The sequence below is a fragment of the Ferribacterium limneticum genome (assembly GCF_020510565.1).
GTDB lineage: Bacteria > Pseudomonadota > Gammaproteobacteria > Burkholderiales > Rhodocyclaceae > Azonexus > Azonexus limneticus_B.
This window is the reverse complement of the sequence record NZ_CP075189.1, coordinates 1,190,730-1,207,279: the sequence shown is the minus strand read 5'-3', so window position 1 is coordinate 1,207,279 and position 16,550 is coordinate 1,190,730. Positions and strand designations below refer to the sequence as shown.

Genomic DNA, 16,550 nt, shown 5'->3' with positions numbered 1-16,550 from the left:
GGCTGAATCCCACGGTCAACCGGAATTTTTGCCTGATTTTGAAATTTCATGAAAAGTGCCTTCCTAAAATAGCCGCCGTCAGGCGAGCGAAAAACGAAACGCTGGCGAGGATTTCCGGACAACAAACATCCGTATCCCCGCCAGCACGCTCCCCGATCCTTGATCGGGGAGAAGCCACTTAGTACTTGGCCTTGAAGATCAGCTGGACGTTACGCGGCGCACCCCAAACGGCAGTGCCGGCACCGGTGCTGGTCCATGTACTGGCCGTGGTGTTGTATTCCGTGTCGAACAGGTTGCGGACGAGAATCGAGGCCTCCCAGTTGCGGTTCAGGGCCCCAAGGCCGAGGCCCAGATTGGTGACGGTGTAAGCCTTCTGGAAGGTGTTTTCGGCGTGGTTGTCGTTCAGATAGACGCTGGAACGATAGATGTTGGACAGGGTCACCCGACCGAGATAACCAGCCAGCGGAGCCTGATAGTGCAAGCCATAGCTGACCGTGGTCTTCGGCACGTTGGCCAGTTGCTGACCCTTGGCATCGAAGTAAGCCGTGTTGGACACTTCCGGCACCTGGACCAGCCACTGCGTCTCGTATTCGGCCTTGTTGTAGGCCCCGTTGAGGTTCAGGGTCAAATGATTCGTGACCTGATACGCCGTCTGCAACTCGACACCCTTGGCGCCGATCTTCTCGACATTGCCCCAGCCATTGGCGAAACCGGATACCTGGGTGGCATCTTCACGCCGCCAGGAGGCTTGGTAGTCCTTGATCTTGGTCAGGTAGAAATTGACATTAAGCTGCAGCTTGCGATCGAGCAACAGGCTCTTGACGCCCAGTTCGAAGTCGAGCGTCTTTTCCGGCTTGATCGTGCTTTGCGTCGCGGCGTTACCGGTATCGAAGTAAATGAAGCCGGACTTGACGCCCTTGCCAACCGACGAATAGAGCAGCACGTCGTCGTTGAGCTTGTAGCTTGGCCCGACGTTCCACGCCGTCAGGCTGGCGTCGATCGGATCGCCCTCGCGGAAACCGAAGGGTGTTTGCACCAGCGCATTGCGCGTGGCTTGAGCGGCGGCGAGTTCGCCAGCGCTGGCCCCCAGCGTCGTGGCGAGCGCCGTCAGATCCTCGCCCGGACGGTCAAGCTGCTGCGAAACGGCGTTCTGCTTCTTCTCCTGGGTCTGACGCAAACCGAAGGTCAGCGTCGCCTTTTCGGTCAGGTGCCAGTCGGTCTGCCCGTAGGCGGCCAGGCTTTGGACGCGGGCATCGGTGACACGCGATTGATAGACGCCGTTCAAGGAGGCGCGCATCAACTCGCGCCCCGCCGCACTGCCCATCAGGGTGGCGTAGTTGGCGTTGCTGGCGTTCCACGCCCCGGCATCCGGGCCGTAGTAGGACGGATCGTCGCTATACACCTGGGCATCCAGGTAATAGAGGCCGACCTGATAGTCGAGTACCTTGTCCGGCGCCGGCGTCGAGGTCAAACGGAGTTCCTGGCTGACCTGCTTGTTCCACAATTGCTGGCCGCTGTTGCCGATGTAGAACTGGCCATTCTGGCCACCGTTCTTGATGTCGAAATCCTGATAGCGGTAGGCCGAGATCGAGGTCAGGGTGTGGTTGAAGACGCGCCAGTCGATCTGCGCCGAGATGCCGTGCTGGTTGGTGACCTGCGGGCGCGCTTCGGAGTTCTCGATGTCCGTCGTGTTGAAGCGGGGCTGATAGACGGTGCCATTGGCGTTGTGGAACCAGCCGGCACGCGAGGTGAACTTGCCGAGGAAACCGTAATTCACACCGCCGGTGTAGCCCGCATCGGCCGCCGACAAGGGTGCCACGACGCGGCTGGTCACCGCACCGGTCACGCTGTTGCGCCAGGTGCTCGGGCCGTTATCGATGAACACACTGCCGGTATTGACCCGCTCGTCGGAACGGGTCTTGTCGAGAATGACGCGGGCCGTCAGATCTTCACTCGGCGTCAGCAGAAACTGCAGGCGACCGGCCAGCTTGTTGCTCTCGCGCCAGGTTTCCTTGGATTTGCCCTGCGACTGGTAGGTATTGAGATAGAGGCCATCGCCGCGATCGACGACGAAGGTGCCGCGATAGGCGAGCAGGCCGTCGATCAGCGGGCCGGTCGAGGAGAACTTGCCGTTCAGGGTGTTGAGCTGGCCGGTCGACACCTCGAAGGTGGACGACGGCGTAAAGCTCGGCGCCTTGGTGATGATGTTGATGGCGCCGAGCGAGGTGTTCTTGCCCATCAACGTGCCCTGCGGGCCATTAAGGACTTCGATGCGGTCGAGGTCGACGTAGTCGTTCCACGCCTGACCGGAGTAGTAGAGGGTCACGCCATCGACGATTACGCCGACGCTCTGCTCCATCGAGTCATTGGCGCCGCCACGGCCGAGGCCGCGAATCGACGGGCTGACCTTGCGGGCGTTTTCACCGCGCTCGTTGAGCTGCAGGTTGGGCACTTGCGCCGGCAGGTCGTAGATCGACTTGATGTCTTCGCGGTCAAGACGTTCGCCACCGAGCACGGTGACGGGCAACGGCACGTCCTGGGCAATTTCCTCGCGGTTGCGGGAAGTGACGATCACCTTGTCGAAGGCGACCACGCCATCGTTGCCCGCGGCGACCGGCGCGCTGGGTGCGGCAACGGGTGCGCTCGGCGTCACTGTCTGGGTCGTGGCAGCAGCGCCCGCCCCCTTGGACTGCTGTTTCAGCGCCTCGATTTCCTTCTTGAGGCGAAGGTTTTCGGCCTGCAACTCGCTCAATGCCTTGTCATCGTCGGCGGCATGGACATGCCCCGAGGCCATGATCGCCGTTGCCGTCAATATGGCTGCCACGCTGGCGCGCAGCTTGAAGCTCGGCTGAGTTTCCCCTGAATTCCCTGCCCGCTGTCTGGAAGACGGCGAGATGGATGATTTTGTTATTGGCATTACCAGTCCTCTCTGAAGGTTGCGAAAAATATGTGTGCCACCCTCTTTTGCAACGACTGTGCCTGTCCGGAAAATCACTTTTCAAAAAGGCAAAAAACTCAGAGAACAAAACCCAACAGACTGATTTATTTACAATTTTTTTCATGCGCAAAGCCAGAAATTCTGGCCACAGCCGTGCATTCGCACGGCCCCGACCACAAGGTTTCTGCTGCGCCAGCGACAGCGCTTTGCGCCTCGTGCTGCACTGGAAACACCTGCCCGCCACGCCTCAAACAGCAAAGAAAATGGCCCGCCCTTCGAAACAATCTCGAAGTGCGGGCCATGAACAAACCACCGGCTGGCTGAACGGGAGCAGCTAGGTTTCGTCTGCCTTGTCTTCCTTTGATTCCCTGCCCGCCCGCCACTCGATGAAGCTCTTGATGACCAGCGTGAGCAGCGCCAGGATGGCGAGCAGCGAGGCGACAGCGAAGGCAGCGGCAAACTTGTATTCGCTGTAGATGATTTCGACATGCAGCGGCATGGTGTTGGTCTCGCCGCGAATGTGACCGGAGACCACCGATACGGCGCCGAACTCGCCCATCGCCCGGGCGTTACAGAGAATCACGCCATAGAGCAGACCCCACTTCACATTGGGAATGGTGACGTGCCAGAAGGTTTGCCAGCCCGAGGCGCCGAGGACCGTCGATGCCTCTTCCTCATCCCTGCCCTGCGCTTCCATGAGGGGGATCAGCTCGCGGGCGACAAAGGGAAAGGTGACGAAGATGGTCGCCAGCACGATACCCGGGACGGCGAAAACGACCTTCATGTCGTTGTCGATGAACCACGAACCGAGCCAACCGGTGCGCCCGAAAACGAGAACGAAAATAAGCCCGGCGACAACCGGCGACACCGAGAACGGCAGGTCGATCAGCGTGATCAGGAAGGACTTGCCCGGGAAATCGAACTTGGCTATGGCCCAGGCGGCGGCCACGCCGAATACCAGATTGAGCGGCACCGAGATAAGCGCTGCGATCAGGGTCAGGCGAACCGCGCTCAGCGCATCCGGTTCGATCAGCGCGACCAGATATGCCTGCCAGCCCTTGCGCAAGGCCTCGTAGAAAACGACGATCAGCGGCAGCAGCAGGAACAAGGCAAAGAAGGTCAGCGAAATGCCGAGGATGGTCCATTTGACCCAGTTGCTCTCTCGGGTTGCTGGATTGTTCTCGTAACGTTCGGCATGCGCCGGCGTGAGATGGAGGGATATTGCGCCAGCCATTATTTCGACCTTCCTGTACGTTTGGCCGTCCATGCCTGGAGGCTGTTGATAGTGATGAGCAGGATGAAGGAGACGATGAGCATGACGGCGGCAATGGCTGTCGCACCGCGGTAGTCATACTGTTCGAGCTTGGTGATGATCATCAGTGGCGTAATTTCGGACACCATCGGAATGTTGCCGGCGATGAAGATGACCGAGCCGTACTCGCCGACTGCCCGGGCGAAGGCGAGCGCGAAGCCGGTCAACAGCGCCGGGAAAAGCGTCGGGAAAATCACCTTGCGGATGGTCTGCCAGCGATTGGCGCCCAGGCTGGTGGCGGCTTCCTCAAGCTCGATTTCGAGATCTTCGAGCACCGGCTGCACGGTACGCACGACGAAGGGCAGGCCGATGAAGACCAGCGCCAGCAGAACCCCGAGCGGCGTAAAAGCGACCTTGATGCCAAGCGGCTCGATGATGCTGCCGATCCAGCCGTTGCCAGCCCACAGGGCGGTCAGCGCAATGCCGGCAACGGCCGTCGGCAGTGCGAAAGGCAGATCGACCAGCGAATCGACGATCTTCTTGCCGGGGAAGGTGTAGCGCACCAGGCTCCAGGCGAGCAGCAGGCCGAACACGGCGTTGATCGCCGCAGCCGCCAGCGAGGCGCCGAAGGTCAGCTTGTATGAGGCCATGACGCGCGGCGTCGTGACGACGAACCAGAACTGCTCGAGCGTCAGCTCGGCTGTCTTGATGAATACCGCCGCGAGCGGAATGAGGACGATCAGCGACAGCCAGGTCAGCGTATAGCCGAGCGAAAGATTGAAACCAGGCAAGGCATTGCGATTACTCATCGCACCACCTCGCTGAACGGACTATTACCGTGAAACCCTGAAAACATGAGAACTCCAAAACGCTTCTGACAGGCCCGAAGCTTAGAGAGCGCCCTGCAAATCCATAACCAATTTATTCGTCTTTGCTTATTCGGATTGCTGCAATAAGCGACGAAAACCGGACAGCCGAGGATTTCAAATTTGGCTGTTTTTTCCGGTTTACCGTGGGATCAGAAACTGGCGCGTAACCCAAACCTAAAAGTCCGCGGTTCAAGCGGATGCACCAGCCGGCCGTCGATGCCACCGCCGCAAGTCCCACCCAGCGTCTCGCTGCGCGTACACGCGCCGCCCCAGTATTCGATGTCGTTGGCTTTTTTGTCGAACAGGTTGAGCACGTCGAAGCTCAGCTGCAGGTTCGGACTGATCCGGTAGCCGGCTTTCAGATTGGCCATCCAGAAAGCCGTCGATTTGTGCGTCGCGGTTTCTTCCAGCGCGTAGGCACCGAGGTAGCGCAGGCGCAGGCCACCAAACCAGGCTCCACCGTTGTCTGCCGTAACGCCCAGCGAGGCGGTCAGCGGGATGGCATTCGGAACATGGCGGCCGCCGTTGTCCGGAGTGGATTCGTTGAAGCGGGCTTGCGACCAGGCGAGGTCGGCATCGACGATCCAGCCATCGGCCGGCGTGATGTAGTTCGACCATTCGACACCGTGGCGGCGCGAGGCGCCCTTCGGTTCGGTGACGCCTTCGTCGCCGATGAAGACCAGCTCCGAAGCCAGTTCCATCTGCCACAGCGCCAGGCTGCTGTTCCACCCGGGCAGCGGCGCCGCGCGCAAGCCGATCTCGCTGCCCTTGGCCTTGACGATCAGCGGCACAGGCGTCGCTGCGCTGCCATCCTGCGGATTGGTCACGGCCGTCGCACCGCGCACATCGTTGCTGTGGAAGCCATGCCCCCAATTGGCGTAGAACTCGGTCTTGCCGAGCAGGTCGAAGGGGCCGAGGGTGACGGCCAGCTTGGGGCTGGTCTGGCTGGCGCTGACATCGCCGCCGTTGCCCGTATTGAACTGGCCACCCAGCGCAGTTGCCGTGGCCGAAATCTGGTCATGGCGCAGTCCGAGGCTGCTGCGCAACCATTTCGTCCATTGCGTGCGCCCCTCGAACAGCGCGGCGATGGCGGTTTCCTCGATGCGGTCCTCGCGGACTGTGCCGGTGCGTTGACGACCTTCCGTGGTGTACAGCCCAACCTTGCAGATACGGTCATGGCGCAACTGCAAGCCAGCCAGCAGTTCGCTGTCCTTCCATTCCGGGCCGAGGAACCAGGTGTGACTGCCCTGCCCGCCCCAGACGGTGCGCTGATCGGCCTGTTCATGCTGGTCGCCCTGCAGCCCGTTGATGTAGCCAGACGGCGCCGAATACAGGTTGAGCGCGTAGTCGATCACATACAGATTCGCTTTGCTGGCGCCTTCATCTGTGGTTTTGGCCCAGTCGCCGGACAGGCTGTAACGATGTGTCTTGCCGCCATCGGCAGCGGAAAGTGCTCCGTAGCGGCTGATTTCACCGCTGGCAATAGCGCGTTCCGGGACGTGTTCGGTAGCTGTCCAGTCGGCTTGATAAGCCATGCCGGTCAGCGCAAATCCGTTGCTGGCAGTGCCAGAACTGAGGCGCAGCACGATGTTGTTCTTGTCGAGCTTTTCCGGTTGATCCCAGGGGCCATCGTTGCCAGCCACTTCGACGGCACCCAACAGGTTGAGATCGCCAATCTGGTGGCTGCCGGCCGCCACTAAGCGACGGTAATTATGCTGGCCCAGGCCAAGATCGACGAAGCTCTTGTCGAGTTTGCGCAGGTAATCGATACGGCCGCTGCCGGTGACGGCCAGACCGCCATCCTCGGCGGCGTAGACGCCCTTACGGTATTTGACGCTGCCAACCAGCTCGGGAATCAGGAAATTGAGATCCATGTAACCCTGGCCGTGGGCATGGCTGACCATATTGACCGGCATGCCCATCAGATGCGTCGAGAAGTCGCTGCCGTGGTCGAGATTGAAGCCGCGCAGGAAATACTGGTTAGCCTTGCCGTCCCCAGAGTGCTGGGTAACGATCATGCCGGGGACGGCTTCGAGGACTTCGGCCGGGCGCAGCAAGGGGCGATTGGCCAACTGCTTGGCGGTGATGGAGCCTTCGCTGGCTGAATCGGCGACCCCGGTCAGGCTCTGGCCAACCGTGCTGACGCTGACTTCCTGCAGCGTCGGGATACCCGCCGCCATGACCGGCGCGGCAATCGCCGAGAGGATAGCGAGAAACAGAGGCTTGAATCGAATGATTTTCATGTGATCAACTTCAAAAAACGAAACCCCGGCGCGACCACAGAATGGCCACCCGGGGCTCCCCGGACAGCGCCCCCAAGCGCGTCCGTCCCGCAACAAAACTTACTTGATGTAGATCTGGTCGAAGACGCCACCATCGTCGAAGTGGTCCTTCTGCACCTTGGTCCAGCCACCGAATTCCTTGTCGATGGTGACCAGCTTGAGCTTGGCAAACTGCTTGGCGTACTTGGCAGCAGCCTTGGCATCGGTCGGGCGGTAGAAATTCTTGCCGGCGATGTCCTGACCTTCGGCGGAATACAGGTAGTTCAGGTATTCGGTCGCCACTTTGCGGGTGCCCTTCTTGTCTACAATCTTGTCGACCACGGCTACCGGCGGCTCAGCCAGGATGGAGACGGACGGCGTGACGATTTCGAACTTGTCCGGACCGAGTTCCTTGAGCGACAGGTAGGCTTCGTTTTCCCAGGCGATCAGCACGTCACCGATGCCGCGTTCGACGAAGGTGGTCGTCGAGCCGCGGGCACCGGTGTCGAGTACTTTGACGTTGCCGTAGATCTTCTTGACGAACTCCTTGGCCGTGGCGTCGCTGCCACCCGGCAGTTGCTTGGCATAGGCCCAGGCTGCCAGGTAGTTCCAGCGGGCGCCGCCGGAGGTCTTCGGGTTCGGGGTGATGACTTCGACGCCCGGCTTGACCAGGTCGCCCCAGTCCTTGATGCTCTTCGGGTTGCCCTTGCGGACGAGCAGGACGATGGTGGAGGTGTACGGCGAGGCGTTGAGCGGCAGCTTTTTCTGCCAGTCCGGGACCAGCAGGCCGGCCTTGGCAACGGCGTCGATGTCGGCGGCCAGGGCCAGGGTCACGACATCACCATCCAGGCCATCGATCACTGCGCGGGCCTGCTTGGCAGAACCGCCGTGGGCAGCCTTGATGGTCACCGTTTCGCCGGTCTTGGCCTTCCAGTGCTTGGCGAAGGCAGCGTTATATTCCTGATACAGCTCGCGCGTCGGGTCGTAGGAGACGTTGAGCAGGCTGACGTCAGCGAAGGCGTTGCCACCGAAGGCAAGGCCAAGGGCCAGAGCGATCAGGCCGCGGCGGGTGTTGTTGAACTGCATTTGCGTAATCCCTGTTGTGTTGTGGAAGCTTCAATTTACGGAAGGCCAACCGACAGGAGAACGACGTAATTTTTATTTCCTTATGCGTTACCGGGCTTATATCGATCAAAACCATTGGCCGCGATGAGGAATGGCGGCCATCCAGGCGCAGCCTTCGTTTCCGGTGCCCCACAAAGAAAACGGACACCCGCAGGTGTCCGTCTGAATGCCTTGCGTCCGGATCAATCGGCGTACTTGATCGAGCAACCGTAGGGCTGGGTACTGGCCTGCGCGATCTTCTTGCCGCCGGCCAGATCGTTGAGCGCCAGCTTGACGTAGTTGTCGGCCTTGGCGATGTCATCCCTCTTGTTCGACTGGATGCTGTCGATGCCGCCCTTGTACACGAGCTTGCCATCCGGATTGACGATGAAGATGTGCGGCGTCGTCACGGCTTCGTACTGCCTGGCGATCTTGCCCTCCGGATCGAGAACGGTGCCGGTCGGTGCAGCGCCGCGCTCGGCGTTGAGCTTGAGCGCTTCCGCCGCATCAACATGACCCTGCTTGCCCGGCGCCGAAGAAATGACCTGCAGCCAGACGATGCCCTTGCCGGTCGCCGCCTTCTGCAAGCTCGGAATGTTGCCGCTCTCGTAGTGCTTCTTGACGTAAGGACACTGGTGGTTGGTCCATTCCAGCACCACGGTCTTGCCGCGATACTGATCAAGGCTGATCGTCCCACCGCTCGCCGCAGCGGCCTTGAAGGCCGGGGCCGGCTGGTCGAGATTGGCCACGGCGCAGGCGGAACCAGCAGCCAGAGCCAGCGCGGCACTTGCTACGGTCAACCGGAAAAAAGGGCTAAATTTGAAATTCATAAGGACTCCTTCGGGATCGTTGGGGATGAAATGAGGGAAACGGGAACGAGGTTTTGCCGAACGATATCCGGCGTCAGCAACTGCGGCAGCACGACCGGCGCGCTGTCGGCGCCCGGCGGGTAATAAACGTAGAGCGGCACGCCGCTGCGCCCGAACTCGGCGAGATAGGCCGTGATCTGCTTATCCTGGTTGGTCCAGTCGCCTTTCAGATAGGCGATGCCGCTGGCCTTGAAAGCGTCGACAACCGACACATCGCTGAGCGCCACACGCTCATTGACCAGACAACTGATGCACCAGGCCGCCGTCATGTTCACAAACACCGGCTGGCCGGCCTGACGCAATTCGCGCAGCCGTTCGGTTGAATAGGCTTGCCAGTGCTTTTCTGTGGCATTGCCGCTGGCTTGAGCACCACTCGGCACGGCGACGGCATCGACACCGACACTGCCGCCGATCAGCGCGACGACCACCGCCAGCGCGGCAAACCCGGCTCCGCCACGGCGCGCCCACGGAGTTCCCTGACGCGTCACCGCATAGAGCCAGCCGGCCAGCGCGATGAGCACCATGCCGCCAAGCGCGACCAGCACGGCATTCGGCCCGCCCTGCTGGGCCAGCACCCAGACCAGCCAGACGGCAGCCGCGTACATCGGAAAGGCCAGCCCCTCCTTGACCCGCTCCATCCACAAGCCCGGCCTGGGCAGCAGGCGCTGCAGGCGTGGCCAGGCGGTCAGCAGCAAATACGGAAAGGCCAGGCCCAGCCCGAGACTCAGGAAGATTGCCAGCAGCGCCGGCGCCGACTGGCCCAGCGCGTAGCCGATGGCGGCGCCCATGAAAGGCGCCGTGCACGGCGTGGCGACGATGGTCGCCAGCACACCGGTAAAGAAGCTGCCGCTGTAACCGCTGCGCGCCACCAGAGACGAGCCGACGCCAACCGCCGACGCGCCGACGGTGAACAGGCCGGACAGGTTGAGCCCGACGGCAAACATCAGGTAGGCGACGATGACGACGAAGATCGGCGACTGATACTGGAAACCCCAGCCTATCGCCTGCCCGCCGGCCTTGAGCAGGATCAGCACGCCAGCCAGAAGCGCGAAGCTGAGCAGTACGCCCGTCGTATAGGACAAGCCCTGCAGCTTTTTCTGCAAGGGCGAATATTCGGCATGCTTGAGCAAGGACAGCGCCTTGATCGAGAGAACCGGAAAGACGCAGGGCATCAGATTGAGTACGATACCGCCGAGGAAAGCGAGCAGCATGGCTGCCGCCACACCAAGTTCTGCCGTTCCGGATTTCGAAGCTCCGGCAGCGGGCGCCTTCGGCGCGGCCAGCTCAAAGCCGATCAGCTGCTCGCCATCTGTCGTCGCCTCGCCAATGACCAGCACGCCACGCGGACCCTCGCCATCGGCTGGCGGCGTACTGCCCGCCGGCAAATCAACTTTGAGCACGCGCCCGTCCAGCGCAAAGCTCTGCGCTGCGCTGTGATTGATCTTCCCCCACTGCTCGGGATAGAACCAGGCGCTGCTGATTTTCGCCTTCTCGAAACGCTCACTCTCCAGGCGGAGTTGCAAGCCACCATCCGCGGCTCGGACCAGACTGCTCTTGCCCGGCGCTGCCAGCGGCAAGCGGGCAACGGCCCGACCGATCGCCGGGTTGCCCGACCCGGTTTGCGCATCAGCGGCCACCACCGGCAATTCGAAGCCGAGTTCGACCTCCTCCGGAATGCACTCTTCGTGGCAAACCAGCCAGCTCACCGCGGCGCGTACGGCAAAACGTCCACCGACCGGCGTGTCGGCGGGAACCTTGACCGGGCTGAGCAGCGTGACCTCACCTTCGTAACCGTAGTTGGTCACTGGCCCCATCGAAATGCGGCTCGGCACCGGCCATTGAATCGCCCCGGCTTCGGCACCTGTCGGCAACTTCCAGTCGATCCGCGTCGCCACCCCGGAATCCCCCGGGTTGCGCCAATAGGTATGCCAGTGCGGAATGATCTGCTGCTGGATGCCGAGCAGGATTTCGGCACCGGGACGAACGACATCGACCGAAGCGACCAGCGTTGCCCTGACGTACGGCGTCGCCGTCGAAGCGGGCGGCAAGGCCTCGGCTGCCAGGGCATTCATGGCCAGCCCGGCCAGTGCCAGCCAGGCACTACCGAAGCGCAAGCCTCTAGCTCGCGGCCGACCGGCTTTTGAAACAGATCGAGTCATGCCGAACATCGTTCCTCGCCCAATTGAAACAGCGGCATCGATCAACGCAGGCGCGACTGGATTTTCTGCACACCGACCAGACCGCACTCTTCGTCGACATTGCTGCCACGCGCACCACCGACGCCGACGGCGCCGATGATCTCGCCATTCACTGCCAGCAGGACGCCACCGGCCCGTGCGTTGTAATTGGTATTGGCAGCAATTTTGTCGGCCAGTTCCTTGTCAGTCTTGATGGTTTCGGCCAACTGGCTGGTTGGCGCCTTGAAGGTCAGGGCCGTCACTGCCTTGCTCGTGCTCGAACTGACGCCGCGTGGCGAAGCACCATCGCTGGCGAGCAGGACGCGGACGACACCGGCCGAGTCGACGACGCTGACGGCCGCCTTCTGGTCACGGGCCTTGCATGAGTCAATCGCCGCCTGGGCGGCTTCCAGCGCCAGATCGAGTCCCGGACCACGGGCCGACGGGACAGGCGTAGCGGGCGGCGTCTGGGCCAGGGCCGTCGAGGCTGCGCCCAGGGCGATGGCACAGGCAATCGTTGTTTGCTTCAGGTTCATGTTTTCTCCGGGTTGATTCGTTGATTTGTTGGGGTGCCGTCAGCGCGGCGGTTTCTGGGCATTCGGATACCAGAATTTCACATGGCAGTTTTCACACGCCTGCTGAATCCGGCTTCCCGCCTCGAGCAGCCCGCCCACGTTCCTGGCATCGACGGCCGTCAAGGCCTGTGCAGCCGCTTCGTGAAAACCTTCTGCCGCCTTGTTGAAACCGGCCTGGTCGTCGTGTATGGCCTTCTGAGCTTCCGCGGGCGAAAGAATGCCCGGCACATGCGCGTCTTCAAGCTTGCCGCCGGCTGCGACCACCGACCGGCCGGGAATTTGCAGCAGATTGGCCGATTCGACCAGGATGATTGCCTGCTGGCGGACAGCCAGCCACTCCTCGTCGGTGCGCGGCTGTTTTTCGACCAGACCATCCTTGCTCAACTCGGTCGCCACCGACGCCCACAGCAAATCGGCTGCGGGGTCGACAACGGCCACCATGAGATCCTGGATCGTCGCGGTCGTCTTGAATGACGGGCCGGCCGACGGCGCTGCCGGCTTGTCGCAAGCTGCCAGCGCCGCCAGCAGGATGACCGGGAGCAGCCAGGCCTTGAGCGATGAATTCATCCCCGTATTCCTAGATGAAGCCGATGGCACGACCGGTGACGCCGACGCCGAACCACAGGAAAATGGATAGCCCGATGCTCAGTTTGGCCAGCAGCGGACTCGGTGCTTCGCGGGTCGTCACGTGACGATAGAGCGTGACCTGCAGGATGACGGCAGCGGCCAGTAGCCAGATTTTCGCGATGAAAGCCGGGTTGCTGAAGTAGAGCAGCGGCGCCGAGAGGAACATGAGAATCCCGCTGACGACGGCGAAAACAAGTCCGGCCCAGATCAGGCGCGTTGGCTCCTTGGCGACCTGCGGAATCGACTGGCCATTCAGTGCCAGCCCGCTCAGGCGCAGGTTGATCAGAATGACTGAAGCGAGCAGGAAGACAAAACCCAGGACGTGAAAAACCTGGGCAGCTGCCCCGACCAGATGGTCCGACTTGCCGATGGCGTCCCCCAGCGGACTGTTCTGCAGCGCGGTAAGCACTTCTACGGTAGACATGATTTTTTCCCCAAAAATGAAATGCTATTCAAGGCAGGTAAGGAATGAGGCGGCCGGCGATGATCACGACGCTCCACGAAAACAGCGAGGCCAGCCCGGCGTAGCGGACATTGGCTGGCAAGGTCGCATGGTTCTCGACCACCGGTTTCTGCTTGGCCAGCCTGAACTCGAAGTACAGGGCGTTGAGGCCGGCAATCGCGATGAACAGGAATTTCACCGGAAAGGCCGGGCTGACGATGACGGTTGCCGCCTCGGACCAGAACAACAGGATCCCGGAAACGAAAATCGCCGCGAAACCCCCGAGAACCAGCGGCCGCAACTGCCGGAGCAGATCGGTGACCGGAACGTTTTTGAGGAACACCCCGACCAAACGAAGGTCGATCAGGAAAATCAGGCCGACCGAGATGGACAGACCGATCAGGTGAACGGCCTCGATCAGCGGAAAAGCATAGGGCGACTCCGACAGCGCGACGCCGATCGACGACGCCTGAATGCTCTGGGCCAGTTCGTAAATAATGGACATGACTATTCTCCCCGGGCCGAGCGGATCCAGTCAGCCCGGCCGGCAACGTCTTGTTAAAGGCTTAGTTAGCAGCAGCCTGCTTCGGTTGGGGCGGCGCGATCTTGCTCAGCGTGCCACCTTCGGCTTCGTAATCCTGGGCACCGACGGCACCAGCCACCTTGAAACCCTTGCTGGCGAGAAGATCAGCCCCCGCCCCGGCACGACCGGCGTGATTGGAAACAGTCACGATGCTGCGATCCTTGGGAATGAAGGCCAGGTTCTTTTCGAGTTCTTTCGATTGAATGCTCAGGTAAACCGGAAAACCACCGTTCTTGGTCAGCTCGTCAGGGCGACGGAGATCGATGATGACCAGTTGATCCGGCTTGGCCAGCAGGGCATCGAATTGCGTCCGGTCGAGCTTGGGCGTCTTGGCCTTGTAAACCGGAGCCGCAGCGGGGGAACCGCCGGCCTGCTGGGCAGAAACCAGGGAACTGCTGGCCACCAGGGCCACGGCAGTCAGGAGATTGAGAAATGACTTCATGATGTCCTCGCTATTACAATTGGTTGACCTAGTCACCCGGCGCTAACCGCCGACCGGTATAACTTGAGTTTTGTCTGGCCATTGAAGCCAGCCTGCCAAGAGTGTTTGCAGCTACTGTGCCAACCTCGGCAAAACCCCGTTTCAGCAAACAAGCCTGAATCTGCAGGAACTCTTACGTGTATGATTTTTATATGTTTAGTGCCGAAATATCACGAATTAAATAGATGACTTATCGCGACCACTTATGTATTGCTACGAGGGGTTCAATGCTGAATTGGAAACAGTTGGAGACAAGCTAGTGTTTCGGCAGCAACAGCTACGAAAGTCCTGACCAGCATACTGGAGAGGAAAATGTCAGTGATGTGAAGGAAGCGACCTTGCAGGCGGCATGCCGCCTCAACGTCGGCGACCTGCGCAACACCCGCCGCTCAACTAGGTCAGCACCACCGGTGGCTTTGGCCGAACAACGGCCTCATGCAATTACAACAGACAGAAAATCGGCCTGTGCCGCCATTGCGGCCTATCGCATAGCCTCCAGCTTCTTGATGATAGCCCCCACATCGACCTCGGTAAGCCCAGTTTTGTAATCAGTCATGTGCAGGTTGAAGCAGGGGAGACCGTACCAATAAGCGATGTCATCCAATGCGATCCATGGGATGTCCTTTTTCCAAAAAGGAAACCGGGACTGATTGGCTTCAAGCCACTGGATGCATTCATCGCGGCGATGTCCTAAATCACCTTGTTCTCTCGATGCCTTGTCGACGACAGGATTCACCCCAATAAATCGGTGTGCCAAATCCTCGCCACCCCCCCGCGTAACAATGGCGACAAGCTGATCAAGGGAATGTGAGTTGCGCCAGGAGGTAGCGAAGACGACCTCCACCTCGGGTACCGCTCGGAGGATTCGCCAGAGGAGCGGCAGATGCTGAAAGTTGACTCGTGTTGAGAGCGTCGTTTCTGGGTGGAGCACGCCATCGAAATCGAGGAAAATGATCATTCAGGCAATCACCATCGTTTACTTGTTTCTTGCTGACCCATGTCTTTTTGAACGTGGGCACAGACATGAGCCGATCGACCTTGGAAATCATTGCCTTCTTGAAATAGTAATTCGACTTCACAGGCAGAAAGCAACCGGAGCAAATTCATTGCCGGTATCGTTTCCAAGTTCCAAGTGCTAATGAGCAATATTTCGGTGATCTCCGAACTCCCTTGGTGACCACATGTAGGGCAATACAGCGTTTTGTCGCTATAGCGCTCTGCGTTCCACGTTTCGAACCCATACCGTGTTCGACAATCGTCGCATCTTGCAGAGAGCTTGAAGAATTTTTGCCTGAAATTCATAGTCGAAATCACCAGTATGCTGTTCATAATAGAATATTAACAGCATACTGTGTGGATGCTCATGAAGGGAATCGTGACACTTCATGCATGAGCACCTCTCTCCCCTCACAACGTTTTGCAGTTCTTCTCCGCAAGCACCGCCGAGACCGAGGTTTGTCACAGGAAACCCTTGCCGAGCGTGCGGGATTGCACCGCAATTTCATTTCGTTGATCGAGCGTGGCGTGAATCAACCCTCTATCGATTCGCTATTCCAGTTGGCATTGGCCCTTGAGATCTCGCCAATCGATCTAGTACGAGAGATAGGGGAGATGGCCGAGTAAATTCGTCAAGACAGGCGCCCCGCAATAGCGAGGCGCCCGAAGTTTTTTAGATGACGTTCGGCAAAATTTGCCGACCCCCTAGTTACGCTCACATCGTCGCCAAACAATGTTGTCCCCGGAGTCGCCGCCAAGCGACCCCGGGGGCCAATACTACAACGGGCTGCCAAGCCCCATTTTTCCCCTCACGGGGAACACACGTTCGCAAACGCTCCAACCTTTCGGGATACGGTGCCACCCGTACCGCTGCCCTTGCAGCTCTTCTGTGCCTTCGGTCGTATCAGCAACAGAATCAAACCCTACTCAGTCAGTCTCCCCCTCCCTGCCTCATCCACCACGGTGCCACCCGTTGGCGTCGTCAGGGAGGTTCCCCATTTAGATTGCAGCTACTGCGAAATACAACGCCACTGTCTCAGTACCGTAACTAGCCTTCCAGCTTTCCGTAGATTTCCCCAGTCCGATGTTCCAGAGCGACTCAGGTACTCGTTACGTACGTCATCGACGACGAACCACAGCTCAATGCTTATGGCTTTGTATTTCTCCGCATAGCACCCTCCAGGGTGCCGTTACAGGTTTGAGCTATCCATTGACCCCAGATTTCTCTAGGTGCCAGTATCGCCAGCTTTCGCCTTGATACCCTCACGCCTTGCGACGTGCTCAAAAGCCATCCTGTGCGGCACGGGTTGCACTCTTCCGATATGCCCCCCGGGTCGGGCTTATCCGACTTTCACTTGCAACCAGGTCATCAGGCC

15 protein-coding genes are annotated in these 16,550 nt (G+C 60.1%); 2 read left to right on the top strand and 13 right to left on the bottom strand.

What is annotated here, in order from left to right:
• Nucleotides 1-178: 178 nt before the first annotated feature.
• The gene (locus tag KI610_RS05880; protein ID WP_226497729.1) at nt 179-2,824 is read right to left on the bottom strand and encodes a TonB-dependent receptor; all 2,646 of its coding nucleotides are present in this window, start codon (nt 2,822-2,824) and stop codon (nt 179-181) included.
• Between the two features lie 74 nt (nt 2,825-2,898).
• On the opposite strand from KI610_RS05880, the gene KI610_RS05875 reads away from it, so the two are divergent.
• Complete coding sequence (locus KI610_RS05875) at nt 2,899-3,276, top strand: hypothetical protein (protein ID WP_226497728.1); 378 nt, start codon at nt 2,899-2,901, stop codon at nt 3,274-3,276.
• Here KI610_RS05875 and cysW read toward each other — a convergent pair.
• The 12 genes from cysW to KI610_RS05815 all read right to left on the bottom strand — a co-directional run bounded on the left by cysW (nt 3,273) and on the right by KI610_RS05815 (nt 15,136).
• A complete protein-coding gene (gene cysW, locus KI610_RS05870) occupies nt 3,273-4,172 on the bottom strand; it encodes a sulfate ABC transporter permease subunit CysW (RefSeq protein ID WP_226497727.1) in 900 nt (299 codons plus the stop codon). The genes KI610_RS05875 and cysW overlap by 4 nt on opposite strands.
• Nucleotides 4,172-4,999 carry a sulfate ABC transporter permease subunit CysT gene (gene cysT, locus KI610_RS05865; RefSeq protein ID WP_226497726.1) on the bottom strand — a complete coding sequence of 276 codons (828 nt, stop codon included), beginning with the start codon at nt 4,997-4,999 and terminating at the stop codon, nt 4,172-4,174. Before cysT ends, cysW begins: the two co-directional genes overlap by 1 nt.
• Nucleotides 5,000-5,208: 209 nt before the next feature.
• Nucleotides 5,209-7,302 (bottom strand): TonB-dependent receptor, encoded by a 2,094-nt coding sequence (locus KI610_RS05860; protein WP_226497725.1) that lies wholly within the window; start codon nt 7,300-7,302, stop codon nt 5,209-5,211.
• Between the two features lie 99 nt (nt 7,303-7,401).
• Nucleotides 7,402-8,406: a sulfate ABC transporter substrate-binding protein gene (locus tag KI610_RS05855; RefSeq protein ID WP_226497724.1), complete on the bottom strand. Its 1,005-nt coding sequence runs from the start codon at nt 8,404-8,406 to the stop codon at nt 7,402-7,404.
• Nucleotides 8,407-8,627: 221 nt separating this feature from the next.
• The gene (locus tag KI610_RS05850) at nt 8,628-9,254 is read right to left on the bottom strand and encodes a redoxin domain-containing protein (RefSeq protein WP_226497723.1); all 627 of its coding nucleotides are present in this window, start codon (nt 9,252-9,254) and stop codon (nt 8,628-8,630) included.
• Nucleotides 9,251-11,407 (bottom strand): protein-disulfide reductase DsbD family protein, encoded by a 2,157-nt coding sequence (locus KI610_RS05845; RefSeq protein WP_226497722.1) that lies wholly within the window; start codon nt 11,405-11,407, stop codon nt 9,251-9,253. The genes KI610_RS05850 and KI610_RS05845 overlap by 4 nt, the downstream gene beginning before the upstream one ends.
• 86 nt (nt 11,408-11,493) lie before the next feature.
• Complete coding sequence (locus KI610_RS05840) at nt 11,494-12,006, bottom strand: heme-binding protein (RefSeq protein WP_226497721.1); 513 nt, start codon at nt 12,004-12,006, stop codon at nt 11,494-11,496.
• A gap of 39 nt (nt 12,007-12,045) precedes the next feature.
• Nucleotides 12,046-12,612: a cytochrome c gene (locus KI610_RS05835; protein ID WP_226497720.1), complete on the bottom strand. Its 567-nt coding sequence runs from the start codon at nt 12,610-12,612 to the stop codon at nt 12,046-12,048.
• A 10-nt stretch (nt 12,613-12,622) separates the two neighbouring features.
• Entirely contained in the window at nt 12,623-13,096 is a 474-nt protein-coding gene (locus KI610_RS05830; protein ID WP_226497719.1) for a DUF6644 family protein, read from the bottom strand.
• 28 nt (nt 13,097-13,124) lie between these two features.
• Nucleotides 13,125-13,619, bottom strand: a complete 495-nt coding sequence (locus KI610_RS05825; protein ID WP_226497718.1) for a DUF6644 family protein — start codon at nt 13,617-13,619, stop codon at nt 13,125-13,127.
• A gap of 61 nt (nt 13,620-13,680) precedes the next feature.
• Nucleotides 13,681-14,139 carry a rhodanese-like domain-containing protein gene (locus KI610_RS05820; protein ID WP_226497717.1) on the bottom strand — a complete coding sequence of 153 codons (459 nt, stop codon included), beginning with the start codon at nt 14,137-14,139 and terminating at the stop codon, nt 13,681-13,683.
• Between the two features lie 520 nt (nt 14,140-14,659).
• Nucleotides 14,660-15,136, bottom strand: a complete 477-nt coding sequence (locus tag KI610_RS05815; protein ID WP_226497716.1) for an HAD domain-containing protein — start codon at nt 15,134-15,136, stop codon at nt 14,660-14,662.
• Nucleotides 15,137-15,567: 431 nt separating this feature from the next.
• On the opposite strand from KI610_RS05815, the gene KI610_RS20120 reads away from it, so the two are divergent.
• Nucleotides 15,568-15,801: a helix-turn-helix domain-containing protein gene (locus KI610_RS20120; RefSeq protein ID WP_226497715.1), complete on the top strand. Its 234-nt coding sequence runs from the start codon at nt 15,568-15,570 to the stop codon at nt 15,799-15,801.
• Nucleotides 15,802-16,550 lie beyond the last annotated feature (749 nt).